This is a genomic window from Streptomyces sp. NPDC051677 (assembly GCF_044453465.1).
GTDB lineage: Bacteria > Actinomycetota > Actinomycetes > Streptomycetales > Streptomycetaceae > Streptomyces.
Window position 1 is genome coordinate 90,723 of the sequence record NZ_JBITCT010000030.1, and the last position, 25,240, is coordinate 115,962.

The window sequence follows — 25,240 nt, forward strand, 5'->3', positions numbered from 1 at the left end:
TTCCGGTTCCCGCGTCCGTTCCGGTTCCCGTGTCCGTTCCGGTTCCCGTGTCCGTTCCGGTTCCCGCGTCCGCTCCGGTGCCTGTTCCTGGTTCCGTCCCGGGTTCTGGTCCTGTCCCGGATCCTGTTTCTGTTCCGGGCCCTGGTCCTGTTCCGGGCCCTGGTCCTGGCCCGGACCCTGTTTCCGTCCCGGGGCCTGTTTCTGTTTTGGGCCCGGCGTCTGTTTCTGCTCCTGTTTCCGTCCCGGGTCCTGTGACTCCCGTTTCCCTCTCGGGTGTGGAATCCGTACCTGCTGCTGTCTTCGTCTGCGGTCCGAATCCTGCCTCTGCCCTCGACCCCGGGGCCGCTCCGGTTGCCGTCGCTGCCCCTGTTGCCGGCTCTGCTCCGACTCCAGCGTCCGGCCTGACCTTCGCTGTCCCGCCCGGTCCTGCGTCCGCCCTCGCCCCCACCTCCACCGGTACCCCCGCGCCCGTCATGCTCCAGCCCGGTGATGCCCTGGCGCTGCTCAGCAGCAATGCCCTCGCGCTGGGGCAGGCCGCGCTCGCCCAGAGCGCGTTGGACATGCTGTTGCGGGCCACGCATGCCGTCGCCGCCCTGTCCCTCGCCGCGGTGTCGGGATCGCCGGAGGCGTACGCCGCACCCGTGCACGCTCTGCGGCCCTACGCCGGCGCCGCCCGCGCGGCCGGTGAGGTGCGGCGGCTGCTCGGACTGCCCGACCGGCCGACCCACCACCCGGGCGGCCGGGTCCAGGACCCGTTCGGGTTCCGCGCCTTCCCCCAGGCGCACGGTTGCGCTCTGGACGCCTGCGAGCGGCTGCGCGAGATCCTGGAGGTGGAGGTCAACTGCCCCTCGGAGAACCCCCTGATGGATCCCGACGGCATCGCCGCCTACCACCACGGCGGCTTCTTCGCAGCGCCCCTGGGCCTCGCCCTGGACGCTGCCAACCTCGCCCTGTTGCAGACCGCGCAGCTCTCCGCCGCCCGTCTGGCCGCGCTCGGCGACCCCGGGCTGACCGGCCTGCCCGCGTTCCTCGGGGCGGGGCCCGCGAGCAGCTCGGGCACGATGATCCTGGAGTACACCGCCAACTCCGCGCTGGCGGAGCTGCGTTCATGCACCACCCCCGCGTCGGCGGGCCACGCCGTACTCTCGCGGGGCCTGGAGGAGGCCGCCAGCTTCGCCGGACAGGCCGCCCGCCAGACCCTGCGCGCCACGGACGCCTACACCACCGTCCTGGCCTGCGAACTCGTCGCCGCCGTACGGGCGTTGAGGATGCACCCTCACCCTCACCCTCACCCGCACTCGGTGCTGTCGCCGACGGAGGTCTTCACCGTGGCTGCGGCCGCCCTGCCCGCCGGCACGGAGGACCGCCCACTGACCGACGATGTGACAGCGGCGGCCCAACTGCTGCCGACCCTTTGCCAGTTGTGAGCTCAGTACCCCACGTAGAACGTTGCGTCCTGCTGCTCCGTGGACGTCGAGATCGGGTCGATGCGCAGCACGTAGTTCGAGTGCCGGATGTAGCGGGTCGGGTTGTTGTACGAGCGGAACGACGACCAGCCGGCGTCCGCGAGGCCCGCCGTACGGTAGAACGTCGCGTCCCCGGCGAACGTCGACGTGCCGTCGTTCACGTCGAGTTGGAGCTGGTAGTTGTAGTGCCGCAGGTAGCGGGTCGGGTAGTTCACCGACTGGAAGGAGACCCCGGAGCTGTCGGCCAGGCCGGGGACGAGCTTCCACTGCGAGTCGGTGTACGGAACCAACGGGTACGTGTCGATGCGGCCGACGTAGTTGGAGTGGCGGACGTAACGGTCCGGGAAGTTGTAGGACTTGAGCCGGTTCCACGTGGGCGCGCCCCACTTGGCGACCAGGTCGGTGTACTGGGTGCTGGTGATCGTCGTGATGCCGCAGTGCTTGGAGTTGAGCGGCTGCGTGTACGTTCTCTGGTCGAGCGCGGTCCAGGTGCCCGCCGAAAGGTCGGTGGACTGCCAGGCGTAGAAGACGCCGTTGGGGGTGTACGTGTCGCCCCAGAGCCACCAGGTGTTGGACGTGAGGGACTTGACCAGGGTCGGCGCCTCGGTGCCGCCGTGCGCGACCCCCGTGTTGAAGACCGTGAAGCTCCCCGGATTGAGTGAGCTGGACCGCGCGCCCACCAGCGTCTGGTCCTTCTTGAAGTAGAGGTAGTTCACGCCGTTCACGCCGACGGCCATGTCGCCGTCGATCACGTCGTAGCCGGGGTCGAAGAAGACCTGGGGAGCTGAGGCCGTGACGAAGTCGGTCGTGTAGTTCACCATGATCACGTTGTGGCCGCTGGAGTTGACCGCGGAGTAGATGAGCGCGTACTGCCCCCGGCTCGCGTCCCAGAACGCCTCCGGCGCCCAGCTGTGGGTGTTCATGTCGTGCAGCTTCAGCCGGTGGTAGCCGGTGAAGGTACGCAGGTCGGTCGAGTTCCACACGTGGACGTACTGGCTGACGTAACTCCAGTCGGTGCCCTTGAGGTCGGTGGCGAGGACCACGAAGGTGCCGTCCTGCTTGCGCAGGATGAACGGGTCGCGCAGCCCGCCGGCGCCCTCGGTGGGTGTGACCACGGGGTTGTTCTGGTTCAGCGGCATCCAGCGCAACCCGTCGGTGCTGACGGCGAGATGGAGACCGTAGTCGGTGCCGGCCCCGAGGTCGTTCGCCTCGGTGAAGTAGCCCATCACGTACGCCGAGTCGGCCGCGTGGGCGGCCGGGACGCCCAGGGTGAGGGCCAGGGGGACGGAGGCGGCCGCGCCGAGGAAGAGGCGGCGGGACGGGTTGGGGGTCATGTGCGCTCCAGGGGGTGCGGGGGTGCCCTTTGCTGCCGACTGCCACCGATCCTTCATCCGAAATGTCGAACAGAGTTCGGTGAGTCGGTCAGAAGGTAGGGGTGTGAGAGGAGCAGGTCAATCACTGGGACACGTTTAGCGGTTTCCCGCCTTGTTTCTGTGTGCGGCCCATGGAAAATCCGGACGATCCCGCCGACGGGCCGGGCTAGTCTCGGCGACCGTGAACAGGAGACGGCAGAAGAAACTGACGAGGCGTCTGGTTGCGGCGGCGATGTTCGAGATGGGGACTCAGGTCGACCGACTGCTCCGGGCCGGCGCCGACCCGGCGATGGCCGACGCCGACGGAACAACGCCGTTGTACGCGGCCTGCGTTCAGGGTGCCGCCGACACCGCTCGTAGGCTGCTCGAAGCCGGTGCGCCGGCCGACGCCGAGAGCGATGGACTCGGTGCCGAGGGAACACCCCTGTGCGCGGCGGCCTGTTGGGGGCACACCGGCACGGTCCGCATCCTCCTGGCCCATGGCGCCGACCCCAACCTCCGCGAGGACCACGGCGCCGGGTGGACGCCCCTGGAGTGGGCGAGCGCCGGACCCCACCCGGAGACGGTTGACGTATTGCGCGCCGCGGGAGCCCACTGACGAGGTTTCCGGGGGTGCGGTGACCTGCCCGCGGCCCGGAATCAGCGGGTCGGGCTCGGTCGGAGTCCGGCCTCCTCGGCGTCGTCGATCAGGCGGTCGATCAGGGCGATCAGGACGTCTCGGCACGACTCCCGTTCCCGTGCGTCGCACAACAGCACCGGAACGTGTTGCGGCAGCGCCAGCGACTCCCTGATCTCCTCCGTCGCATAGGGATGCAACCCGTGGAAACCGTTCACCCCGACGACGAAGGGGATGCTCCGGCGCTCGAAGAAGTCGATCGCGGCGAAGCTCGACTCCGGCCTGCGCACGTCGATGAGGACCACCGCCCCCAGGGCCCCGATCGCCAGGTCGTTCCACATGAACCAGAACCGCTGCTGGCCGGGCGTGCCGAAGAGATACAGCACCAGGTCGGCGCCGATGGTGATCCGTCCGAAGTCGAGAGCCACGGTGGTGGACCGTTTCTCCTCGATGCCCTTCAGGTCGTCGACCTCCAGACCGGCGACGGTCAGCGGCTCCTCCGTGCGCAGCGGCGCGATCTCACTGACCGCCCCGACCATGGTGGTCTTGCCGACGCCGAAACCGCCCGCGATGAGGATCTTCACCGTGTCGGGCGCCGCCGACTCGGCGGAGGGAGCGGAGGGCGTGGAGGGAGTGGTGCGAGCGGTGGGATCAGATCCGGCCAAGGCCGTCCCTCACTTTCTGCAGCAGGTCCATGTCCCGGGCGCCGGTGACGGGACGGGGCGGCCGGGCCGTGATCAGGCCCGCCTCCAGCAGGTCGCAGAGCATGATGACGACCACGCTCACCGGCAGGTCGAGGTGGGCCGCGAGCTCCGCCACGGCGACCGGCCGGGCGCACAGCCGCAGAATCCGGGCGTGTTCCGGCTGCGGGCGGGCGGCCGGCTCGGGCGGCGGGTCGACCGCGGTCACCGTCGTGATGAGCGTGAAGTCGGCGCGGCTGGGCCGGGTCCGTCCGCCGGTGAGGGTGAACGGTCTGACGAGCCGGCCTGCTTCGTCGCCTACGCTCACCTCACCCGCCGTTGGTGCGGACGGCGGGACCGACATGGGCCCGCGGCGCCGCGCTGAGGTGCTCGCCGATCTTCTTCACCAGCATGTTCATCTGGTACGCGACGACACCGACGTCCGCGTTCTTCCCGGCCAGCACGACGAGATGGGCCCCCGGGCCGGCCGAGGTGAGGATCAGGTAGGTGTGGGCCATCTCGATGAGTGCCTGACGCACCGGGCCACCGCGGAAGTCCATGCTGACGCCCTTGCTGAGGCTCATCAGACCGGACGCGGTCGCCGCCAGCCGCTCGGCGTCCTCCCGCAGGAAACCGGTGGACTTGCTGACCACCAGCCCGTCCTCGGAGAGCACGACGGCCTGGTTCACATCGGCGACCCGGTCCACGAGCCCGGTGAGCAGCTGGTCGAGTTGGGTGTTCGTGGCGGGGACGGAGTGTGTCATCGCTGTGTCCTTCATGAGCGGTCGGTGGGCGGTGTCGGGGTCTGGACGGTGCCTGCGGCGGCGACCGGCGGTCCAGGGGTGGCCTCCTCGGAGGACGTTTCCTGCGGGCCCGACAGCGAGACGTCGGTGTCGGCATCATTGTCCGTGTCGGCCTGTGCCCGCAGCGTGCCGCGCTGGAAAGCGGCGAGCGACGAGGCGGCGCGCTCCGCTGTGAAGTCGTCCGGGAAACCGTCTTCCTCGACGGACCCCCAGGAGGAGTCCGCGGAGTCCTCGCGCAACTCGTTGGCGAGGCTGGTCTGCGGCACCCGGCGGGGCAGCGGGGCGAGGTCGGCGGGGCGGGCGACCGCCTGCGAGGCCCGGCCGGTCGCCGCCGCCACCCCGCCGGAGTGGTGTGCCGACTTCGACGTCGTGCGCCTCGGAAGCGGCGAGTGGCCCACCGGCGACGCACCGTCCGCCGGGGACGGCGACGGGGACGGGGACGGGGCGTCGGGCGTCCGGTCGGGGGTGTCTTGTGCCGGGAAGGGCGACCGGTCCCGATCCCGTACGGGGCCGGACCCGCTGGGCTCCTGCTCCCGGGTGGACGTGGCGCGGCCCCGGGCGGCCCTCTGCCGTACCGGTGCGGATGTCTCCTGTGTCGCTTCTGGTGTTTCCCCTGCCGATTCGGACGGTTCCCGTGTTTCTTGAGGTGTCTCCGGAATTTCGTCGACGGTCTCCCGCACCGCACCGCCTGTTGCCGGCGTTTCGGAGTCAGGGGTCTCGCGGACCACGATGTCGTGCGGGACCAGGACGATGGCGTTGGTGCCGCCGTACGGCGAGGAGCGCAGGGTCACGGTGATGCCGTGCCGGGTCGCGAGCCGGGCGATCACGAACATGCCCAGCCGCAGATCGTCGGCGAGCGCCACCACGTCGAACTGCGGAGGGACCGCCAACTGGGCGTTGAACGAGGCGTAGTCCTCCTCGGACATGCCGAGGCCGCGGTCCTCGACCTCGATCGCCAGGCCCTTGGCCACCAGTACGGCCCGTACCCCGACCGGACTGGGCGCCGGCGAGTAGGACGTCGCGTTGTCGATGAGCTCGGCAAGGAGATGGATCACGTCGGCCACGGCGGGCGGCGCGATGCACACCTCCTCGGTGCACACCTCCTCCTCGGTGTGCACTTCCACCCGCTGGTACTCGGCCACCTCCCCGACGGCGCTGCGCAGGATGTCGATCAGCGCCACCGGCTCCGACCAGCTGCGTCCTGGCCGACCGCCGCTGATGATGACGAGGTTCTCCTCGTAGCGGCGCAACTGACTTGCCGTGGAGTCCAGTTCGTACAGGCCGCTCAGGATGTCGGGGTCCTGGTGGCGCCGTTCCAGCGCGTCGAGCTTGCTGAGCTGGAGGTTCACCAGGTTCTGGCTCTGCCGGGCGATGCCGAGGATGACCTTCTGGAAACCGCGCCGGGTGTCGGCGAGTTCGACCGCGGTGTGCACGGCGGTGCGCTGCGCCGTGTTGAACGCCTTGGCCACCTCGCCGAGTTCGTCGCTGCCGTAGTCCAGCGGCGGGGTCGCCGAGTCCACGTCGACGGTCTCCCCCCGGTCGAGCCGGGTCACCACGTCCGGGAGCCGTTCGTGCGCCAGGCTGAGCGTGGCCTCTCGCAGCCCGCGCAGCCGCCTGGACAGCGAGCGGGTGATCCGCCAGGACATGCCGACGCACAGCAGCAGGGCGACGAGACCGCCGGCGCTCAGCGAGCCGGCCTTGATGAGCAGCCCGCGCGATTCCTCCGCGCTGTTCCGCAGCAGCGTGGCGGTCTGTCGCTGGATGAGTGCCTGGTACTGGTCGGAGACGTCGATGAGTGCGGCGCGCCACTCCTTCTGCACGTCCGGCAACGCGACGTCACCGTTTTCGCTCTGTTTCGCCCGGGCCGCGAGCACCTTGTCCTCGACGGCTTGCAGGGTCTGCCACTGGAAGCTCGTGAGGATCTTCTCGGTCTGCTCCTTCGCGGCGCCGGTGAGCGAGGGGACGATCTGGTCCTGCACGAGCCAGCGCCGTGTGTTCACCAGCTGCGCGAACCCGGCCCACGTCTTCTCGTCCATCCGCTTCTTCGGCCCGGCCAGGGTGAGCTGGAGGTCCTCCTCGGAGACCAGCTCCGCCGCGTGTTCCAGGGCGACGAGCGGGCCCGCCTGCGAGGTGAGGTCGCCGTCGTCGACCTGGGACAGCTCCTGGAAGGCGTGGATCTGGTCGTCGATGATCGAGGTGTACTGGTCCAGCGCCTGCGCGGCGGTGATGTCGGTGGGATCGTCCACCTGGCCGCGGTAGTACTCCAGGCTGCTGACGGAGGCGACGACCGAGTACAACCGGTCCCTGACACGAGCGGGCGCCCGCTGGATGTCGTCCCTGCGGGCGGTCAGCTTGGCGGCCGCCGCGTCCGTCTGCTTGCGCTGGGCGTCCAGCGCGGCCCGGGAACCGGCCGGCGAGGCCAGCCACACGGCCGACAGACTGCGTTCCCGCTGCAGTGAGAGCGTTGCCTCGGTGCCCATGGCGCCGGTCGCCCGGCTCAGTTCGGTCTGCGCGCGCAGCCGCAGCCCCTCCGTGAACATCTGGGTCGTCGTCACACCCCACATGGCTGCGAGGGTCACGCTGGGCACCAGCGCCAGGAGAATCAGGGAGAGACGTATGGAGCCGAGACGGCGGCGCCGGGCGCCTGTCCGTGGAGACATAGTCGTCCTAGGGCGATCAACGGGGGGAGGGGGACGAAGAGGAAACGGAGGAAGCGGCGGGGAAACGCGAGACCTGCCAGGTCAGCGGGTTCCGGCGGCGGCGAAGCGGGTGACGTCGGCGACGTTGGTCTTCGTGACGAAGGTCGGGCCCGTCAGCACGGGGGCCACACCGCCGCCGCTGACGTTGCCGTTGGTCTTGTAGAGCCAGAGCGCGTCCACGGCCAGGTATCCCTGGAGATAGGGCTGTTGGTCCACCGCGAACTGCACACTGCCGTCACGGACGGCCGAGACCAGGTCCTTGCTGAGGTCGAACGTGGCGACCTTCGCCCTGCTGCCCGCCTTCCCGGCCGCCTGCACCGCGGCGAGCGCGAACTGCGCGCCGTTGGCGATGACTTCGTCGATGTCGGGGTCCTGCTGGAGACGTGTCGTCACGGCGGCGGTCACCGCGTCCATGTCCGTTCCGTCGACGTAGAGCATCTCCGTCTGGCCAGTGAACGATTTCTTCACGCCCGCACAGCGCGCCTCCAAGGCGACGTTGCCCCGCTCGTGGATGACGCAGAGGGCGTGTTTCGCACCGAGGTCGTCGAGCTTGCTTCCGACGGCACGCCCGGCGACGCTCTCGTCCTGGCCGAAGTACTCCAGCAGTCCCGCCGAACGCCACGCGTCGATACCTGAGTTGAGGCCGACCACGGGTATGCCGGCCGCCTTGGCCGCGGCCACCGGGCTCTTCATGGCCTGCGGCTTGGCCAGCGTCACCGCGATTCCGTCGACGCGGTCGGCGATCGCGCCCCGCATCAGCTCGGCCTGTCCGGCGCCGTCGGAGTCGCTGGCGTAGGTGAGGTCGACGCCGTCCTTGGCGGCCGCAGCCTCGGCGCCCTTGCGCACCAGTTCCCAGAAGGCGTCACCCTTGGCGCCATGGGTGACCAGGGCGAGCTTGATCCGGTTGCCCGAGCGGTCCGCGGCGTCCGCGTCCGAGCCGGACGAGGTGACGGCGGAGCAGCCGACCAGGAGGAGGCAACAGGCCGCGGCCAGGACGGCGAAGGACACGGATCTGGGGGACCCCGAAGACGGGGGAGCCGGGAGGGGAGTGTTCATGGGGGGCTGCACCTCGCTGTGCGGCAGAGCAGGAGGACGGGGCGAGCGGCGCCGGAGCGAGGGGGTGTGCCCCGGCGGAAGACTTTCGTTGGCTCGGAGCCAACCGTGTGTGACCGGTGGTAGTCAAGTGAGCAACCACATGGGGTGAGATGCCGCTGCCGCATTGTGATCTACGACGCGGACGGCAGAGCTGAGAGAAGCATGTCCGCAGGTGAGTTGACTGTTCGTCAATCCCGCGCGGCCGTCCCGGACTCAGGGTTTGCGTGCCACCGCCCCGTACATCGCGATGTCCTCGTCACGCACCACCTCGGTGCCAGTGCCGTCGGGGCGCCACCGATGGACCTGGACGATGCCGGGGTCGACGAGGTCGAGGCCCGTGAAGAACCCCGCCGCCTCCGCGCGGGTGCGCAGCCGCATCGGCATGCCACGGGACGCGTACTCGCGGGCGACCCGGCCGACCTCCGCGGGCGCGAAGTCCGCGGTGCCGATGGACATCGCCAGATGGCTGCCGGGCGGCAGCGGGTCGAGAAGGCGGCGGACGATGCCGACGGCGTCGTCCTCGTCGAGCAGAAAGTGGACGATCGCGATCACCGTGAGGGCGACGGGCCGGCTCAGGTCCAGTGCCGTACGGAACTCCGGTGCGTCCAGAATGCTCGCCGGATCGCGCATGTCGGCTTCCAGGTAGGCCGTGCGTCCCTCGGGCGTGCCGCCCATCAGGTTGCGGGACAGGTCGAGAACGAGCGGGTCGTTGTCGACGTACACCACCCGGGCGTCCGGGGCCGCCGCCTGGACGATCTCGTGGAGGTTGGGCGAGGTGGGGATGCCGCTGCCGATGTCGAGGAACTGGCGTATCCCCGCCTCCCGTGCGAGGTGACGCACCGCGCGGTTCATGAAGTCGCGGTTGGCGCGCATGTGAACGGGGAGCGCGGGCCACTCCCGGACCATCGCGTCCCCGGCCTCGCGGTCCGCCGGGAAGTGGTCCTTACCGCCGATGATGTAGTCGTAGATTCGCGCGGAGTGCGCCGTCCCGGTGTCGATGGCGTCGTTCTCGTCGCTGTCCATGCGATCAACCTCCCACTGGCGGCAGTGCGGTGAAAGGCGATGTACGAATTCTTCACCCTCGGCGGCTCGACGGAGGAAATCCCTGCATCCGCAGCCGTGACCGTGCCGTGAGCCTGACCAACCACTGTGCGGTGCCTGCCTGGTGGGGGTACGTCAGCCCGACTACGCGCAACGACGCCTCGGTCCGCAGCCGCCGGTAGCGGCGCGGCCGAGGCCTTCGGGCTGCCGGCCTCTTCGCCCCGCTGCACCTCAGGTGGGCGCTGGAGCAGCCGTCCGCCTCAGTCCTCGCCGCTCTCCTCGTCCGCGTCCGCTTCGTCCTCCTCCTCTCCCTCGAAGAAGTCACCGATCTCGTCGACCACTTCGGCCGCGACCATCCCGCCGACGACCCCGACGGCCAGGCCGGCCGCGCCTGCGGCGACCGCCGTACCCACGCCGGGGCCGGGGCCGGGGCCGGGGCCGTGCTCCGTGTGGTGGTCGGTGTGCGGTGCGGAGTGGACGTATGCCTGTGCGCCGTACGCCTCGCGGTGTTCGGTCAGCCGGCGGATCCAGCCGTCGACCTCGCTGTTCCAGTCGAGGACGGGGACGTCCTCGTGGCGCACCGTGAAGCGGCTCAGCGCGTCGTGGCCGGGGGTGAGCGGGCCGCCGCGCTTGTCGGCCTCCAGCACGACCTCCACGTCGGACGGAGTGGCGAGGAAGGTCAGCTCGATCTCGGTCACCGCGTGCGCGTACTGCGGGGGAGGGGTGAGCTCGATCTCCTGGTAGAACGGCAGCCGTTGCCCGGTGCCGCCGATGCGGCCGTACTCCAGGTCGGCGGAGCGGAACCCGAACCCGAGCTGTCCGAGTGCTTCGAGGACCGCCTCCTGCACGGGCAGCGGGCGGACGGCGAGCTGGTCGAGGTCGCCCCGGTCACGGGCGTCGGCCACGGCGAGTTCGGTGCGCACTCCCAGGACGACGCCGAGCGGCTGTCCGTACAGCTCGGTGACCGGTGTCTCCCAGGGCGCCATGACCGTGAACGGCACACTGCGCTCCTCGTCCTCGCCGAGCCGGAAGCCGCCACCGACGACATACCGCTCGAAGACGACGGCGCCCTCGCTCTCTCCTTCCTCGTGCTCCGCCTCGACGCGCGCGATCAGCTCCAGGCCGATCTCCTCGATCTCCACGGCCGCACCGCCGCCCCGCAGGCGGACCTGCCCCGACAGCGCCCCGCCGGGCAGCACCGCCCCGCCGTCGAGCACCGTGTCCACCGAGGGGCCGCCTACGCCGATCGCCCCGAGCAGCCGTTTGAACACCATGCCGGTGTCGCTCCTTCACCTCGAACCCATTGCAGTGATCGTCCGCAGAACTCCCCGCGACGGCAAAGAAGTTCCCAAGTCACCTGTTCGGATGACGCACGGTGGAGGGCGCGGGGGAGAGGCGTGCGGGAGCGAGGGGGACGACGAGAACGAGACCGGCGGGGCCGGGAGCGGCCCGCTGTGCGCAGGTCGTCCCGGCCCCGCCGGTGAGGTGGTGAGTGGTGAAGCGACGTACGGACCGTACGACGTGTGTCCTGTCCGGACGTGAGTCGGCCGGGTCCGTGAGGTGGCTCTCGGTCCGCGAGTCGGGTCCGTGAGCCGAGTCGGGTCCGTGAGTGGCGCCGTGGGTCAGGCGGGCTTCCCCGCCCCGGGCAGGGCGCCGCTCTGACGGATGGTCTCGGCCGCCCGGTCGGCCTGGTCCTCCTTGCGCTGCTTGCGGCGGCTCTGGCGCGGCTCCTGGTCGGGCAGCCACCCGAAGGCCAGGCAACTGCCCACAGCGCCGAACAGCAGGCCGACGACGAAGCCGCCGATGTTGGAGGTGAGCCAGGTGCCCAGGGAGAGCATGATGGCGATGATCGAGTAGAACAGCCGCTGGGCCGGGTTGAAGAGGATCAGCAGGCCGCAGAGGATCATGAGGGTCGGCAGGAGGTAACCCGCCAGGCCCTGCATGCCGACATGCAGGATGACCGGAAGCGGTGCCTTCATGGTCACCAGGATCTCGGCGCCGCCCAGGACGAGCAGCACGCCGCCTGCGAAGGGCCGGTGGCCTCTCCACCCGCGGAAGCGGTCCCGCCACTGGGTGAAGGTCATTACTTGCAGCCCTCGCTCGAGAAGCTCATCTTCAGACCGGGAAGCTTGAAGACGGCGGCGGTGGCCGCGTAGTTGTGCTGGTACAGGTTCTTGATGACGACCGTGTCGGCCTGCTGTCCGTAGACACCCGCGGGGCCCTGGATCGGGACCTTGTCGAAGGTGCTGGAGTCACGGCCGATCTCGATGTTGTTGAACTCGGCGTCGCCCGTGATCTGGTCGGAGTCGATCGCCAGGTTCTTCACGCTCACCGGGTTGGACCCGCCGCCGGCCCTGAGGACGAGCTGGATGCCGCCGAGGTCGACGCTCTGGCACATATTGGTGATCTTGCCGTTCTTCACGACCGAGGTGACGACCAGGACCTGGCCGCCGGTGTCCCCCTGGTTGGGGCTGTTCTCGATCATGTTGTCCAGTCCGCCGAACTGCGCGAACCCTTCGCCGTCGAGCCTGTCGGCGGTGACCACGAACGGCATGCCGGAGATTGCGAACTGCACACCCAGAGCGCCCTGCGCGGTGAGGACCGCGAGCCCTGCGGCGACGAAGGTGGCGGGCACCGCCATCACGGCGGCCCGGCGCAGCCGGACCCGGCCACGTCTCTCTGCGGAACCGCTTTCGGGGTTCTCGGGGGTGTTGTCTGCGGACGACGTGACGTCCGGGGACGAGGCCATGTCTGCTCCCATGCGCTAAGTCATGCGGGTCGGGCTTCAGTGGCACGTTGCCCTGGCGCGGACAGCGGCTGCCGTGCACACGTCCTCGCAACTCCCGGAAATCGCAAGGGCTTTCTGGTTACGCGGCAGTAGCCACCCTGGAAGTTACCGATGGTTACATCTACGGGTCAAGGGAGATGTGGAAAAAGAGTGTTCATTATGTACCGCCTGTGGATCACTCGTTGTCTCGGGCCGTCGCATTTATCTGTTGGGTCATCAACTTCCGTGTCGAGCCTTGACGTTGACTGATCCTCAGGTCTACAACTCTCCCTGGCTGAGCCCGGATCCGTGGCGCCGGATCCGCAGTGCGGCGGACATCGTCCGCACTCCCGGACTCTTTTCAGCCAGTACGGACCCTTGGTCCCGAGCTTGTCCCTTCACGGCACCGGCACGGCCGCTTCCCCCTGCGGGCCGCGACCGGTCGCCCCTTCCGCCCGGCCCGGCCGGAGCACTCGCCAGTGCCTCCGGCCGGTCACCGGCCGGCTGCCGTTGCCGGTCCGTCACGTACGGAGAAGGCGTCACGGGCCGGCAGCGGCGGACGCCGACCCGCGTCCTCCCATGTTGCTCGAAAGCGCAACGCGCCGGTTCACCTCACCCCCCCACCCCCTACCCCCTTGAACCACCCAACTCCCCCGCAAAAAGCCCCACTTGAGAAAGAGGCACTCGCATGCGCACCCGCTCCCGCTCCCTCCTCGCCCTCGCCGGAACTGTCGCCGCCCTCTCCCTGACGGCAGTCACCCCGGCCTCCGCGGCCGGTGCGGTGCTGACGACCGCGGGCGGCGACGTCGCCGTCGGTGACGTCCTCAACGCGTCGCTCGCCAGCGGCACCGCCGCCACGCTGTACTCCAGCGCGACCGGCACCAGCGGCGTCTCCTGTGGCACGTCCGCGTTCAGCGCCACCGTCACCGACAACCCGACCGCGCCCGGTACCGCCTCCGAGTCGCTGACCGCGCACTCCTTCAGCAACTGCACCGCGAACGTGGTCGGCGTGCTCGGCGTCACCAGCATCACGGTCAACAACCTGCCGTACACCGCCAGCGTGGGGTCGGGCGGCACCCTCACCGTGACCCCGGCCAGCGGCTCCACCATCCAGACCACGGTCGTGCTGCGCACCCTGCTGGGCAGCATCAACTGCGTCTACCAGGCGCCCAGCCTGACCGGCACGACGAGCAACACCGACAACAGCATCAACTTCACCAGCCAGCAGTTCACCAAGACGTCCGGCTCGTCGCTCTGCTTCGCCAACGGCTACTTCACCGCGAAGTACGCCCCGGTGACCGACGGATCCGCGGCCGTCATCGTCAACTGACCCATCAGCGCCCCAGCGATGGGGCGGCAGCGTCTGCGCACATGGGCGACCGGCGTACGGACGGACGACCTGACGCCGTCCGGACGCCGGTCAGCGCCGACGCACACGTACCACCAGGGCGGCGCCGCCGGTGAGCACCAACACCGCCGCGGCGCCGCCCGCCAGCATGGGCGCGGACGGCCCGGAGCCCGGCGTGCTGTCGGCTGCCACCGGGGTGCTCTGCGGACTGGCCACGGCGGCCTGCGCGCCCGCGGCGTCGGGCGCCGCGGGCGCCGACGGACCGCCGGACACCGTGGACGCCTGGGTCGGCGTCGGGCTCGCGGAGGGCTTCGGCGTGGCTGCAGCGGGCGCTTCGGTCGTCGTGCCGCTCTCCGGCTTGTTCTGTGAAACCGCTTCCGAGAACACCACGTCCGAGCACGAGTAGTACGTGTCGGGCGTGCTGGTGTTCTGCCAGATCGTGTAGAGCATCTGACGTCCGGTTCGATCAGCGGGCAGCTTCGCCGTGAGGTGATAGGCGCCGTTCGTCAGCGCCGGATCCTTGACCTCGGCGAACGGGCGCTCCGGAAGATCGGACCAGGTAAGCGGTTTCGACGGGTCGTATCCAGGTTTCGTCAGATACAGCTTGAACGTGCCGGTGTGCGGGATCGTCGAGGCGTACGTCATCCGCAGCGTCCCGCCCGGCGTCAGTCGGGTCGAGGGCCAGTCGGCGCGGGCGAGGTCCAGCCCCTTGTACGCGGCCAGACCGCCGCTGCACAACTGCCCGTCGGGGATGGTCTGCCGGTCGCGACCGTTCACGTTCGCGACCCGCAGGTTGTCCCAGGCGGCGAACGAGGTGCCGTTCGCGTCGACGGCCGCCCGGCAGGCCGCGGTCCTCGCGTCGGCGCCGCCGTCGGGGGAGCAGGCGTACACCCGGCTGACCGGATCCGTGGGGGCGCCGTGCGCCTGGGCCGGTGCGGCGCTCCACAGGCCCAACAAGAGCGGGCTCACGGTGGCGACCGCCAGTGCTGCGGTGCGGTGTGCGGTGGTGCGGGGCATCGGGGACGTCTCCTCGGCCGGCGCGGGAACGGTCTGTCGTCAGTACGGGAAACCGGCCCTGCGCGTTCAGCGCACACCCGTCCGTCCCCGGTGGATGAAACGGCGGACTGAGCGGTGGATGAAACGACGGACTGAGCGATGGACCAAAACGGGCGATGTCTGACCGGGCGGGTCCGTCGAGGGTGGGTTCCCGGCCGGATCGAGGGTTTCCCCTGTATCGGCATGACTGATCCTTTGCCTATCGTTCCACCACAGCCGACCCACAGGTAACCCCGACGGGATCGGCGCCCGCGCCTGGCCGGCCTTCCGCGCTGCTCTTCGATGCACCCCCCGCCGCTTCGACACCGAAGCGAATCGCCCGCCGCTCCGCGCTGCCCGGAGCCGGCCACGAAAGGCACGCCCTTGCGCACGTCACCTGCCCTGAGACGGAAACTGATATCCGCCGCCGCGCTCTCCGCGGCCCTGCTCACCGCCGCCTCCACCGCCTCGGCCGTCGCCGCCCAGGAAACCGTTTCCCCGGCTTCCGCCGTTCCCGCCGCCCAGACCGAGGCCGCGCCCGGCACCCCGGCCGAGCGCCTCATCGTCGGCTACAAGTCGGGCGCCGCCGAGGCCAAGTCCAACCCGGCCGCCGAGGCCGACGCCGCCGCCAAGGGCAAGGAGACCGGCGAGGACGTCGACTTCCAGCGCCGGCTCGGCACCGGCGCCGCCCTGGTCGACCTGGGCGACGATCTGACGAAGGCGGACGTCGCTGACGTCGTCGCCCGGTACCAGGCCGACCCGCAGGTCGCCTACGTCGTCCCGGACCGGCTGAACAAGCCGAAGGCCGACCCCAACGACACCGAGTACGCCAAGCAGTGGGACCTCTTCGAGTCCACCGCCGGCATGAACGTGCCGGGCGCCTGGGCCACCTCGACCGGCACCGGCGTCACGGTCGCCGTCATCGACACCGGTTACGTCGCGCACACCGACCTCGCCGCGAACATCGTCGGCGGTTACGACTTCATCGCCGACACCGCGGTCTCCGTCGACGGCGACGGCCGCGACAGCAACCCGGCCGACCCCGGCGACTACTACGCCGCCAACGAGTGCGGCTCCGGCATCCCGGCCAGCAACTCCTCCTGGCACGGCACCCACGTCGCCGGCACCATCGCCGCCGTCACGAACAACAACAAGGGCGTCGCGGGCATCGCGTATGGCGCGAAGATCTCGCCGGTCCGCGTGCTCGGCAAGTGCGGCGGTTACGACTCCGACATCATCGACGCCATCACCTGGGCGTCCGGCGGATCCGTTTCCGGTGTCCCCGCCAACTCCAACGTCGCCAAGGTCATCAACATGAGCCTGGGTGGCGACGGGGCGTGCACCTCGGCGACCCAGAGCGCGATCACCGCCGCCGTGAACCGCGGCACGACCGTCGTCGTCGCCGCCGGAAACGAGAACGACAACGTCGCGAACCACTCGCCGGGCAACTGCAACAACGTCATCTCGGTCGCGGCGACCAACCGCACCGGCGCCAAGGCCTCCTACTCCAACTACGGTTCCCTCGTGGACATCTCGGCGCCCGGCGGCCAGACCAGCACCGGCACCGCGAACGGCATCCTGTCCACGCTGAACTCCGGCACGAAGACGCCGTCGACCGAGTCGTACGCCTACTACCAGGGCACCAGCATGGCCACCCCGCACATCGCGGGCCTGGTCGCGCTGGTGAAGTCGGCGAACTCCTCGCTGACCCCGGCGCAGATCGAGACGGCCATCAAGAACAACGCCCGTGCCCTGCCCGGCTCCTGCTCCGGCGGCTGCGGCGCGGGCCTGGCGGACGCGGCCAAGACGGTGCAGGCGGTGAGCGGCTCCGGCGGCTCCACGGGGGGCACCACCTTCTCCAACACCACCGCGGTCGCCATCCCGGACAACGGTTCCGCGATCGAGTCCTCCATCGCCGTCAGCGGCCGCACCGGCAACGCGCCGAGCGCCTTGCAGGTCGGCGTCGACATCACCCACACCTACCGAGGCGACCTGGTGATCGACCTGGTGGCCCCCGACGGAACCGCTTACCGGCTGAAGGCGGCCAGCACCTCGGACTCCGCCGACAACGTCAGCACCACCTACTCGGTGAACGCGTCCAGCGAAGCCGCCAACGGCACCTGGAAGCTGCGCGTCCAGGACACGGCCGCGCAGGACACGGGCACCCTCAACAGCTGGAAGCTGACCTTCTGAGCGGACTCCTGCAGTCGCCGCGTGCGATGAACGGGCGGGCCGGCCGGTGTGGATGGACACCGGCCGGCCCGCCCTACGTCTGTTTCCGGGACCGTTTACCGGGCGCGGCTTAAGGCGGTTTCCGGGACCGCTTTCCGAGACGGGCCGTGTTCGCCCTGTGTTTCTGCCGGGTGAGGGGCACTCGGGGTGCGATGGCACGTGTCACCAGATCTCTCCAAGGCCTCACCCTTCGACGGTTGCGTGCAGAAACCGCGCACCCCGTCTTTTTCTGTGGTCACCTCGACTATGCCCGAGGTACGTTTGTCATGGGAGGCTGCCGCTCGGCGGGCCCGTGATCTACGGGCAAGTCGGGGGACTGCAGGGGGAGTCGGCGGTCTTCGCATGCATGGTCAGTACCCCCGTACCGTGAGCTATTGTGTACGCGGGGTAAGAAAAAACGGCATGACCCGTTCTTTACCGGCCCGGGAGAGTACCAGTCGATGGCGAGGCAGTTACGCGCCGAACAGACCCGCACGACGATCATCACGGCCGCCGCCGACCTGTTCGACCGGCACGGCTACGAGTCGACAAGCCTCAGTGACATCGTCGAGCACGCCCATGTCACCAAGGGCGCCCTCTACTTCCACTTCGCGGCGAAGGAGGATCTGGCCCACGCCATCATGGAGTTGCAGTCCCAGGCCGCACGCCGGCTCGCCGGCGAGATCGACGACCGCGGCTACTGCTCCCTCGAAGCGCTGATACGTCTGACGTTCGGTCTGACGCGGCTGTCGGTCGAGGGTCCGATCGCCCGGGCCGGCCTGCGACTCGCCACCGGGGGAGTGGCGGTACGGCCGCCCCTGCCGCATCCCTTCGCGGAGTTGCTGGATCTGATCTCCCGACGGCTCGGCGGGGCGGTCAAGGAGTCCGACATCCACCCGGACGTCGACGTCGACGCCGTGGCCCACTCCCTGGTCTGCTTCTTCGTGGGCACCCGAGTGGTCGGCCGCTCCCGCGAACCCGCGGGCCGACTCCCCCGCCGGATGGCCGAGATGTGGCACGTCCTCATCCGGGGCCTGGTACCGGTACCGCGCCGACCCCGCTATCTGAGCCTCGCGGCGCGACTGGAACGGGAGATCATGGCCGTGGTGTGAGGGGTGTGAGGGCAGGCAACGCACCGCGCAGGGGCACGCAACCGGGGGGCGACCGAGAGGGTCGCCCCGGTGGCTGCTCGGTGGCTGCTCGGTGGCTGCTCGGTGGCTGCTCGGTGGTTGCTTGGCGGCTGCCTGTGGTCCGGTGGCCGCGCAGTGCGTGCGGGTGCCGCGTGCGGCCTTCGTCCGGCACCCCCGCGATACGGTGATCGGCATGCCCGACATCCCCGCCCCGCCCGTGATCCTCGCCAACGAGCCCGGCTCGTTCCCGCACAGCGTCCTGGCCGAACGGCATCCGGCGATCATCCGGCAGGTGCGGGACGCGTTCCCATACGGTCCTGAAGTCCACCAAGGCCTGGACGCATTGCTGGCCAGCTGTACCAAGGGTGTGATCGAACCGCTCCGCGACGACGCGCACGACCGGGACCGATGGCGGACCTGGGGTCTCGACGCGTACGCCGGCCGATCCTGGTTCGACGTGCCCTGGCTGTGGTCGGAGAGCTACTTCTACCGTCAACTCCTCGACGCGGTGGGCTACTTCGGCCCCGGCCCCTGGCAGGGCATCGACCCCTTCCGTCCCTTCAAGCTCGCCGAGCTCGACGCGCCCGAGACCGACGAGGAACTGGACGTGCTCGACACCCTTGAGGACCGCCCGGTCGAGGAGCGGTCCCGGGCTCTCCTGCACGGCTCCCTCTGGGGCAACCGCGCCGACCTCGGCTTCCGGCTCTCCGACGCCGAGGCCGAGGAACGGGACGCCGTACCGGGGCTGGTCGCCGACGACAGCGAGAAGTTGTGGTCCCTGCTGCCGGAAGCGGAAGCGGAAGCGGAAGCGGAAGCGGAAGCGGAAGCGGAAGCGGAAGCGGAAGCGGGGACCGGTACCCGTACGGGCACTCCCACGCCCAGTCCGACCCGCGCCCCCACCCCTACGCCTGCCCCCGCCCGCACCCTGTGTCTGGTCGCCGACAACGCGGGCCGTGAGCTGATCCCCGATCTTCTCCTGGCCGCGCACTTGCTCGCCCAACGGCGCTGCGACCGGGTGGTCCTGCACGTCAAGCCGTACCCGTACTACGTCTCCGACGCCACGACGGCCGATGTCGTCGACGCGCTGCGGAAGCTGACGGGCGCGCGGGGAGCGGCCGCCGACCACGGACGACGTCTGTGGGCGGCCATGGCGGACGGCAGTCTGGCGGTCCGCGCCCACCCGTTCTCCGCGGCCCCGCTGCCGTACGCCGACATGCCGGACGACCTGCGGGCCGAGTTCGCGACCGCCACCCTGACGATCGTGAAGGGCGACCTCAACTACCGCCGTCTGGTGGGCGACAGCCGCTGGGCCCCGACCACCCCCTTCGCCGATGCCACGGCCTGTTTCCCCGGCCCGGTCGCGGCCTTGCGCACACTCAAGTCCGAGGTCATCACGGGCCTGGACGCCGACACCGAGGCCGCCTTGGTCGCCGCCGAGGGGCAACGCTGGCGCACCGGCGGGACACATGCGCTGATCCAGCTGCGCGGCTGAGGCGCGGGGGCGTTGCCCGAGGATGATGCCGGGAGGCCGCGTCAAGTCACGTCGCCCTGCCGCTGCGCCGACAGGGCTCGACCGGGCCGCCCGCCGCGCCGAGGCGACCCGCATCCTCGCGCGCGTGGTTCTCGACGGCACCGCCCGCCGGCACCCCTGGCAGCTCTCCGGCGGCATGCGGCAACGCGTCGCCATCGCCCGCGCGCTGGTCTGCCGGCCCTCCCTGCTCCTCATGGACGAACCCTTCGGCTCCCTCGACGCACAGACCCGCGAGGACCTGGAGGACCTTCTCCTGGAGGTGCGTCGCACCGACGGCGCCACCATCGTCTTCGTCGCCCACGACATCGACGAGAGCGTCTACGCCGGCGACCGCGTCGTCGTGCTGACCCCGGGGCCCGGCGCCCGCGTCGCCCTCGACCTGCCGGTCGAACTCCGGGACGAACGCGATCAGATCACCACCCGGAGCCTGCCCGAGTTCACGGCGCTGCGCACCAGGATCGGGCAGGTGGTGCGGGGGACCCGCTGACGGGACCGCCGACTCCCGTACGGTTCACCGCTTCCCGCCCGATTCACGCGATGGTGTGATCATGTGCTGCCCGGCGGATGGCCGTTCGGACCCCCGGGTAGGGCCCGGCCATGACGCAACCGTTCGAACTCCCGCACTTCTACATGCCGCATCCCGCGCGCCTGAACCCGCACGTCGACCAGGCGCGGGCCCACTCGACGCAGTGGGCGCGCGACATGGGCATGCTGGAGGGGTCCGGGATCTGGGAGCAGGCCGACCTGGAGGCGCACGACTACGGCCTGCTCTGCGCCTACACCCACCCCGACTGCGACGGACCCGCGCTGTCGCTGATCACCGACTGGTACGTGTGGGTGTTCTTCTTCGACGACCACTTCCTCGACATGTTCAAGCGCACCCCCGACCGCGCCGCCGGCAAGGCCCACCTGGACCGGCTGCCGCTGTTCATGCCACTGGACCTGGCGACGCCCGTGCCCGAGCCGCAGAACCCGGTCGAGGCGGGGCTGAAGGACCTGTGGGCGCGCACCGTGCCGGCCATGTCCGAGGACTGGCGCCGCCGGTTCGCCGTGGCGACGGAGCATCTGCTCAACGAGTCGATGTGGGAGCTGTCCAACATCGACGAGGGGCGGATCGCCAATCCCGTCGAGTACATCGAGATGCGCCGCAAGGTGGGCGGTGCGCCCTGGTCGGCGGGGCTCGTGGAGTACGCGACCGCCGAAGTGCCCGCCGCCGTCGCCGGGTCGAGGCCGCTGAGGGTGCTGATGGAGACCTTCTCCGACGCCGTGCACCTGCGCAACGACCTGTTCTCCTACCAGCGCGAGGTCGAGGACGAGGGCGAGAACAGCAACGGGGTGCTCGTCCTGGAGAGGTTCTTCGGCTGCACTGCCCAGGAGGCCGCCGACACCGTCAACGACATCCTCACCTCCCGCCTCCACCAGTTCGAGCACACCGCCTTCACCGAAGTGCCGGCGCTCGCCCTGGACAAGGGCCTCACGCCCCAGGAGGTCCTCGCGGTCGCCGCCTACGCCAAGGGCCTGCAGGACTGGCAGTCCGGCGGCCATGAATGGCACATGCGCTCCAGCCGCTACATGAACAAGGGCGCCACGCCCGAGGCGCCCTGGCAGAAGCTGACGGGCCCCGGCACCTCCGCCGCCGACGTCGGCGCGCTGCTCGCCTCGGCCGCCGCCGAACGCCTGCGCGCGTACGCGCACGTGCCGTTCCAGAAGGTCGGCCCGTCCCTGCTGCCCGACTTCCACATGCCGTTCCAGGTCGGGCTCAGCCCGCACCTTCAGGCGTGCCGTCCACGCCTGACCGCCTGGATGCACCGCATGGGCATGCTGCGGGAGGGCGTCTGGGACGAGGACAAGCTCGCCGCCTACGACCTCCCCCTCTGCTCGGCCGGCCTCGACCCCGACGCCACGCCCGAGGCCCTCGACCTCAGCGCCCAGTGGCTCGCCTGGGGCACCTACGGCGACGACTACTACCCGCTGGTCTTCGGCGGCCGCCGCGACCTGGCCGCCGCCCGTCTCACCACGGCCCGGCTGTCGGCCTGCATGCCCGTCGACGGCGAGGAGACGCCCGTCGTCCCCGGCAACGGCATGGAACGCGGCCTGATCGACCTGTGGGCGCGCACCGCCGCCGACATGACCCCCGACCAGCGGCGCACCCTGCGCGACGCGGTCGACGCCATGACCGAGAGCTGGGTGTGGGAGCTGTCCAACCAGCTCCAGAACCGCGTCCCCGACCCGGTCGACTACCTGGAGATGCGCCGCGCCACCTTCGGCTCCGACCTCACCCTGAGCCTGTGCCGCATGGGCCAGAGCCCCGCCGTCCCGCCGGAGGTCTACCGCAGCGGCGTCGTGCGCGCGCTGGAGAACGCCGCCGCGGACTACGCATGCCTCACCAACGACGTCTTCTCGTACCAGAAGGAGATCGAGTACGAGGGCGAGATGCACAACGCGATCCTCGTCGTGCAGAACTTCTTCGGCTGCGACTACCCGACCGCACTGGGCATCGTCCACGACCTGATGACCCAGCGCATGCAGCAGTTCGAGCACATCATCGCGCACGACCTGCCCGTCCTCTGCGACGACTTCGACCTCTCGCCCAAGGCCCGCGAGGCCATGGGGGAGTACGTCGCCGACCTGCAGAACTGGCTGTCGGGGATCCTGCACTGGCACCGCGAGGTCGACCGCTACAAGCCCGCGTACCTGGCCCGCCGCACCCACGGCTTCCTGCCGGACCTCGCGCCGACCACACCACCCGCTCCACGCCTGTTGATCTCCTGACCCCGTTGCGGCCGCGGCGTGGGTCAGTCTCACTCGTTCGTGGCTCGTGGTGCGCCGGTGCGCCGGGTAGAGCACCAGCCGGAGGCGATCCATGGAACAGACAGCGTTGCGTCCCAAGCCGATGCCGGGGCAGGAGCCAGGCGGCGGTGCCGACCAGGGCGACAAGGGCCGGCGTCCGCACGCCGCGCGCCGCCGCGGCCGACGGCTGACGACCCTGCTCCTCGGCCTGTCCGTCGGCACCGTCCTGGTCCTGTCCGGCGTCGGACTCGGCACCGTGGGGGCGACCGTGATCGGCATGAGCAGACTGGCCGAACTGCAAGGGCAGGGCATGCCGGGCGCCGGGTCCGCCCCTGGCCGCGGCGGCCCTCCCGTACCGCCAGGGGCGTCAGGGGCGTCAGGGGCGTCAGGGGCGTCCGGGGCGGCCACCGCGTCACCGCGCCCCGCCGAGGCCACGCTGGGGCTGGAGGTCGTGGACGCCGAGAAAGCGGGCGCCAAGGTCGTCGCCGTCCACATTCCCGGCCCCGGCTACACGGCGGGCCTGGTCCGCGGCGACGTCCTGCTGACCTTCGGCAGCACCAGGATCGACTCGGCGACCGACCTCGCCCGGGCGGTCGACGAGGCCCGGCCGGGCCGGGCGGTGAAACTGACCGTGCGCCACGGCAGCGGCGGCTACCAGCAGCTGACGGCGGTCCCCGGCGTAGTCACCTGAGACGGCTCGGAAGCAAACCACTGGCCCCCGCAGCTACTCCGCGCCACCATGAACGCCATGCTGACCTCACTCCTGGCGTTCCTGGGCGCCTGCACCCTCGTCGCCGCCTCGCCCGGACCCAGCACCGTGCTGATCGTCAAGCAGTCCCTGCGCAGCCGCCGCTCCGGCTTCCTGACCGTCCTCGGCAACGAGACCGGGGTGTTCGTCTGGGGCGTGGTCGCCGCGTTCGGCCTGAGCGCCCTGCTGACGGCCTCCCAGGTGGCGTACGACGTGCTGCGCGTCGTCGGCGCCGTCGTGCTCGTCTGGCTCGGCGCCCGGGCGCTGTGGCAGGCCCGTCGGACGGCGCAGGGCGGCGAGCGGGGCGACGGCGACTGGGCGGGCGTCGAACAGAGCGGCTGGGCCTCCTACCGGGGCGGACTGCTGCTGAACCTCGCCAACCCCAAGGCCGCCGTGTTCGCCCTGTCCTTCCTGCCGCAGTTCGTACCGCAGGACGCCCCGCACCTGCCGACCATGGTGGGACTCGCCGCGCTCTGGGCGCTCTACGAGGTCGGCTACTACAGCCTGTACGTGTGGTGCGTGGGCCGGCTGAAGACCGTCCTGTCCCGGGCCGGGGTGCGCCGTCGCCTGGAGCAGGTGTCCGGCGGTGTGCTGCTGCTCCTCGGCCTGCGCATGGCCCTGGACGCCTGATCCGGGCCGCTCACCCGCCCGAAACCCCCGCAACCGGCTCGCGCGACCCCCGTCGTACGGGCAGGATGCTGCCCGTGGTCACCACACCGGTGTCACCACGTTCCTCACACGTCAGTCGCCACGCTCTTCACTGGGAGGCCCGGATGACCGGCACCGTCCCCGCGCCCTTCACCGCCGACGACTACCGGGCCCGCATGGAGCGGGCCGCGCGCGAGGCCGCCGACGCCGGACTCGCCGGACTGCTCGTGGCGCCCGGACCCGATCTCGTCTGGCTCACCGGCTACGCGCCCACCGCCGCCACCGAACGGCTCACCCTGCTCGTCCTCGCCGCCGGCCGGGACCCCGTCCTCGTCGTGCCGACCCTGGAGGCCCCCGACGCCGCGAAGGCGGCCGGCGCCCCGGCGCTCACCCTGCGGGACTGGACCGACGGCAAGGATCCCTACGCCCTCACCTCGGGCCTCCTCGACCAGGGCGGTCGGTTCGGGATCAGCGACAACGCCTGGGCGATGCACCTGCTGGGCCTGCAGAAGACCCTGCCCGCCACCTCCTACGCCTCCCTCACCGAGGCCCTGCCCATGCTGCGCGCCGTCAAGGACGCGGCGGAGCTGGAGCTCATGGCGGCCGCGGGCGCGGCCGCAGACGCAACGTATGAGGAGATCCGGAAGGTTCCCTTCGCCGGACGCCGGGAGACGGAGGTCGGCGCCGACCTCGCCGACCTGCTGCGCCGGTTCGGGCACTCCCAGGTCGACTTCACCATCGTCGCCTCCGGGCCGAACGGCGCCAACCCGCACCACGAGGTCGGCGACCGGGTCATCGAGCGCGGCGACATGGTCGTCCTCGACTTCGGCGGCCTCAAGGACGGCTACGGTTCCGACACCTCCCGCACCGTCCACGTCGGCGAGCCCACCGACGAGGAACGCCGCGTCCACGACCTCGTGCGCGAGGCCCAGGAGGCGGGCTTTCGCGCGGTCCGGCCCGGCGTCGCCTGCCAGGACGTCGACCGGGCCGCCCGCGCGGTCATCGCCGACGCCGGTTACGGCGAGTACTTCATCCACCGCACCGGACACGGCATCGGCGTCACCACCCACGAGCCGCCGTACATGATCGAGGGCGAGGAGCGGCCCCTGGTGCCCGGCATGTGCTTCTCCGTGGAGCCCGGCGTGTACCTGCCGGGCCGGTTCGGGGTACGCATCGAGGACATCGTCACCGTCACCGAGGACGGCGGCCGCCGTCTCAACGACACCACCCGTGAGCTGGTCATAGTGGACTGACCCGCC

Annotated in this window: 22 protein-coding genes; 11 read left to right on the plus strand and 11 right to left on the minus strand. The window is 70.5% G+C overall.

The window, feature by feature from the left end; genetic code table 11:
* The first annotated feature begins 473 nt into the window (after positions 1–473).
* The gene (locus tag ACIBAF_RS30445) at positions 474–1,427 is read left to right on the plus strand and encodes an aromatic amino acid lyase (RefSeq protein WP_399467307.1); all 954 of its coding nucleotides are present in this window, start codon (positions 474–476) and stop codon (positions 1,425–1,427) included.
* A 2-nt stretch (positions 1,428–1,429) separates the two neighbouring features.
* Here the strand turns inward: ACIBAF_RS30445 and ACIBAF_RS30450 are convergent, their stop codons facing one another.
* Positions 1,430–2,800, minus strand: a complete 1,371-nt coding sequence (locus tag ACIBAF_RS30450) for a glycoside hydrolase family 43 protein (protein ID WP_399467308.1) — start codon at positions 2,798–2,800, stop codon at positions 1,430–1,432.
* Positions 2,801–3,020: 220 nt separating this feature from the next.
* Between ACIBAF_RS30450 and ACIBAF_RS30455 the strand changes: the two genes are divergently transcribed.
* Positions 3,021–3,437, plus strand: coding sequence for an ankyrin repeat domain-containing protein (locus ACIBAF_RS30455; RefSeq protein ID WP_399467310.1), 417 nt, complete (start codon positions 3,021–3,023; stop codon positions 3,435–3,437).
* A 41-nt stretch (positions 3,438–3,478) separates the two neighbouring features.
* Here ACIBAF_RS30455 and ACIBAF_RS30460 read toward each other — a convergent pair whose 3' ends face one another.
* The 9 genes from ACIBAF_RS30460 to ACIBAF_RS30500 all read right to left on the minus strand — a co-directional run bounded on the left by ACIBAF_RS30460 (position 3,479) and on the right by ACIBAF_RS30500 (position 12,522).
* Positions 3,479–4,120, minus strand: coding sequence for a GTP-binding protein (locus tag ACIBAF_RS30460; protein WP_399467311.1), 642 nt, complete (start codon positions 4,118–4,120; stop codon positions 3,479–3,481).
* A complete protein-coding gene (locus ACIBAF_RS30465; protein WP_399467313.1) occupies positions 4,107–4,463 on the minus strand; it encodes a DUF742 domain-containing protein in 357 nt (118 codons plus the stop codon). The genes ACIBAF_RS30460 and ACIBAF_RS30465 overlap by 14 nt, the downstream gene beginning before the upstream one ends.
* Before the next feature lies 1 nt (position 4,464).
* A complete protein-coding gene (locus ACIBAF_RS30470; protein ID WP_079664699.1) occupies positions 4,465–4,899 on the minus strand; it encodes a roadblock/LC7 domain-containing protein in 435 nt (144 codons plus the stop codon).
* An 11-nt stretch (positions 4,900–4,910) separates the two neighbouring features.
* Entirely contained in the window at positions 4,911–7,598 is a 2,688-nt protein-coding gene (locus ACIBAF_RS30475) for a nitrate- and nitrite sensing domain-containing protein (protein ID WP_399467314.1), read from the minus strand.
* Positions 7,599–7,679: 81 nt separating this feature from the next.
* Entirely contained in the window at positions 7,680–8,693 is a 1,014-nt protein-coding gene (locus tag ACIBAF_RS30480; RefSeq protein WP_399467316.1) for a substrate-binding domain-containing protein, read from the minus strand.
* A 252-nt stretch (positions 8,694–8,945) separates the two neighbouring features.
* On the minus strand, positions 8,946–9,755 hold the full coding sequence (locus tag ACIBAF_RS30485; protein WP_399467317.1) for an SAM-dependent methyltransferase: 810 nt from the start codon (positions 9,753–9,755) through the stop codon (positions 8,946–8,948).
* Positions 9,756–10,033: 278 nt separating this feature from the next.
* Complete coding sequence (locus tag ACIBAF_RS30490) at positions 10,034–11,047, minus strand: sporulation protein (RefSeq protein WP_399467318.1); 1,014 nt, start codon at positions 11,045–11,047, stop codon at positions 10,034–10,036.
* Positions 11,048–11,395: 348 nt separating this feature from the next.
* Positions 11,396–11,857 carry a DUF6114 domain-containing protein gene (locus tag ACIBAF_RS30495; RefSeq protein WP_399467319.1) on the minus strand — a complete coding sequence of 154 codons (462 nt, stop codon included), beginning with the start codon at positions 11,855–11,857 and terminating at the stop codon, positions 11,396–11,398.
* The gene (locus ACIBAF_RS30500; RefSeq protein WP_319673313.1) at positions 11,857–12,522 is read right to left on the minus strand and encodes a DUF6230 family protein; all 666 of its coding nucleotides are present in this window, start codon (positions 12,520–12,522) and stop codon (positions 11,857–11,859) included. Before ACIBAF_RS30500 ends, ACIBAF_RS30495 begins: the two co-directional genes overlap by 1 nt.
* Before the next feature lie 706 nt (positions 12,523–13,228).
* Here ACIBAF_RS30500 and ACIBAF_RS30505 point away from each other — a divergent pair.
* Positions 13,229–13,870: a Tat pathway signal sequence domain protein gene (locus tag ACIBAF_RS30505; protein WP_399467320.1), complete on the plus strand. Its 642-nt coding sequence runs from the start codon at positions 13,229–13,231 to the stop codon at positions 13,868–13,870.
* A gap of 90 nt (positions 13,871–13,960) precedes the next feature.
* On the opposite strand, the gene ACIBAF_RS30510 is transcribed toward ACIBAF_RS30505, so the two are convergent.
* Positions 13,961–14,905: a lytic polysaccharide monooxygenase gene (locus ACIBAF_RS30510; protein ID WP_399467323.1), complete on the minus strand. Its 945-nt coding sequence runs from the start codon at positions 14,903–14,905 to the stop codon at positions 13,961–13,963.
* Positions 14,906–15,307: 402 nt separating this feature from the next.
* Between ACIBAF_RS30510 and ACIBAF_RS30515 the strand changes: the two genes are divergently transcribed.
* From ACIBAF_RS30515 to ACIBAF_RS30550, 8 genes are all read left to right on the plus strand, one after another.
* Positions 15,308–17,116: a S8 family peptidase gene (locus tag ACIBAF_RS30515; protein WP_399467324.1), complete on the plus strand. Its 1,809-nt coding sequence runs from the start codon at positions 15,308–15,310 to the stop codon at positions 17,114–17,116.
* A 479-nt stretch (positions 17,117–17,595) separates the two neighbouring features.
* Positions 17,596–18,246 (plus strand): ScbR family autoregulator-binding transcription factor, encoded by a 651-nt coding sequence (locus ACIBAF_RS30520; protein ID WP_399467325.1) that lies wholly within the window; start codon positions 17,596–17,598, stop codon positions 18,244–18,246.
* Positions 18,247–18,457: 211 nt separating this feature from the next.
* On the plus strand, positions 18,458–19,756 hold the full coding sequence (locus tag ACIBAF_RS30525) for a damage-control phosphatase ARMT1 family protein (protein WP_399467326.1): 1,299 nt from the start codon (positions 18,458–18,460) through the stop codon (positions 19,754–19,756).
* A 124-nt stretch (positions 19,757–19,880) separates the two neighbouring features.
* Positions 19,881–20,282 carry an ATP-binding cassette domain-containing protein gene (locus ACIBAF_RS30530; RefSeq protein ID WP_399467328.1) on the plus strand — a complete coding sequence of 134 codons (402 nt, stop codon included), beginning with the start codon at positions 19,881–19,883 and terminating at the stop codon, positions 20,280–20,282.
* 110 nt (positions 20,283–20,392) lie between these two features.
* Complete coding sequence (gene cyc2, locus ACIBAF_RS30535) at positions 20,393–22,567, plus strand: germacradienol/geosmin synthase Cyc2 (RefSeq protein ID WP_399467329.1); 2,175 nt, start codon at positions 20,393–20,395, stop codon at positions 22,565–22,567.
* A 91-nt stretch (positions 22,568–22,658) separates the two neighbouring features.
* Positions 22,659–23,276 (plus strand): PDZ domain-containing protein, encoded by a 618-nt coding sequence (locus ACIBAF_RS30540; RefSeq protein WP_399467331.1) that lies wholly within the window; start codon positions 22,659–22,661, stop codon positions 23,274–23,276.
* A gap of 57 nt (positions 23,277–23,333) precedes the next feature.
* Positions 23,334–23,963: a LysE family translocator gene (locus ACIBAF_RS30545; RefSeq protein WP_399467333.1), complete on the plus strand. Its 630-nt coding sequence runs from the start codon at positions 23,334–23,336 to the stop codon at positions 23,961–23,963.
* A gap of 143 nt (positions 23,964–24,106) precedes the next feature.
* Positions 24,107–25,234 (plus strand): M24 family metallopeptidase, encoded by a 1,128-nt coding sequence (locus tag ACIBAF_RS30550; protein WP_399467334.1) that lies wholly within the window; start codon positions 24,107–24,109, stop codon positions 25,232–25,234.
* The last annotated feature ends 6 nt before the right edge of the window (positions 25,235–25,240 follow it).